The 1,348-nt window shown below is 25.1% G+C and carries 3 protein-coding genes; 2 read left to right on the top strand and 1 reads right to left on the bottom strand.

The features are described from left to right. Positions 1-85 precede the first annotated feature (85 nt). Positions 86-307: a hypothetical protein gene (locus tag FMAG_RS06745; protein ID WP_040493852.1), complete on the top strand. Its 222-nt coding sequence runs from the start codon at positions 86-88 to the stop codon at positions 305-307. Between the two features lie 66 nt (positions 308-373). Next, positions 374-595: a hypothetical protein gene (locus FMAG_RS13810; protein ID WP_147368753.1), complete on the top strand. Its 222-nt coding sequence runs from the start codon at positions 374-376 to the stop codon at positions 593-595. A 105-nt stretch (positions 596-700) separates the two neighbouring features. Here the strand turns inward: FMAG_RS13810 and FMAG_RS06755 are convergent, their stop codons facing one another. After that, the gene (locus FMAG_RS06755; protein WP_005885328.1) at positions 701-988 is read right to left on the bottom strand and encodes a hypothetical protein; all 288 of its coding nucleotides are present in this window, start codon (positions 986-988) and stop codon (positions 701-703) included. Positions 989-1,348: the final 360 nt, after the last annotated feature.

Below are 1,348 nucleotides of genomic sequence, written 5' to 3' on the forward strand. Positions count from 1 at the left end.
CTGAGTTAACTTAAAGGTTTTTTTCTTTAGTTGTTATATTTAAAAATACAACTAAAAATTTTAATATTCTTTTAAAAAGACTAATTTGAATAAAATAAAAGGGATTCAAATTATATTTCAAAAGTGGAACTCATCAGGAGAAGTTACTATATCTAATCTAGCATCTGACAATTTAACTTCTGGAATAGGAGATGATTTTAATGGTGCAAGTTATAAAGGAACTATGGTAGGAGCAACTCTCACTGTTAAAACATCAAGTGGTGGAGTATATTTAATTCAATCAGCTCATTTGTTTAACAAAAGTTAACTGGATAATTTGATAACTTTTACCAAAGATAATAATAAAAATTGTTTAAAATATAGTAATGGTTTAATGATTCAATACGGACAAATAACTGACTATACTCCAGAAATGGGTTCAATATTAACAATCCCTTTCTTAGAACCATTTAAATCCACAGCATTTTGGGCTGCTAGTGCATTAAATGCAGCAAAAGCATATCCTAGTCGAATACTAGAATATAAAAGCATAGAGATTTCATTTAATGGTGGTAGTTCATATATTTCTTGGTTAGTTTTTGGAACATGGAAATAATTATAATTCTTTCCATGATACCCAGAAATTGTTTGCTGTTCCAATTCTTTGTAAGAGCTTTTTATATAAATTGGACACCATGGAGAAAAATATAAAAACTTAGATCTATTTTTTTAATATGCCAGCAATTATATTTAATTTCTTATATCCATCTTTTGGTATATCAACAATTGATAAAGTAGTTCCATCTTTTGAAGGTTTTAAAATAAAACCATTAATATTATACTTATAATTAAGGTTTTCAATTTGTGTTAGTTCTTGTGTTGGTATTAAATATTCTCTAAAAATACCTGAATTCACTACTTCTATATTTATAAAATGATATTTTGAATATGATTCAGATAATACAATAGTATCTCCAATATTTTGAGGATAATTATTTGTCCTATTCACATATAAATAGTTATATTCTTTAATTCCACTTAGATTATCCAGTCTTTAAAAAAAGAATTAGATGGTTCCTATTATCATATAATGTATGTTATTACCTATAGGGAAATCACTTGGAATATAAAATCTCAAGTTGCTATCTCCATAGTAATCTAATACTGGTAAATTATTCGGATATGTTCTATAGAAGTCACTTCTACAATCACAAAATAGTACACTTTTAAAATTTGGATTATCTATTTTTATTATTACATTTCCATTTTCAGTTGTTTTAAAACTAGAAAATAAAAATTTAATATTGCCTATATTAAAAGTTGAATCATTATATGTAAATAAATTATCCAGTTAACTTTTGTTAAACAA

This window comes from Fusobacterium mortiferum ATCC 9817, assembly GCF_000158195.2.
GTDB classification, from domain to species: domain Bacteria; phylum Fusobacteriota; class Fusobacteriia; order Fusobacteriales; family Fusobacteriaceae; genus Fusobacterium_A; species Fusobacterium_A mortiferum.

Excerpts from the sequence above, each read along its gene's own strand:
- FMAG_RS13810 (WP_147368753.1), top strand. The coding sequence starts at position 374 with ATGATTCAATACGGACAAATAACTGACTATACTCCAGAAATGGGTTCA.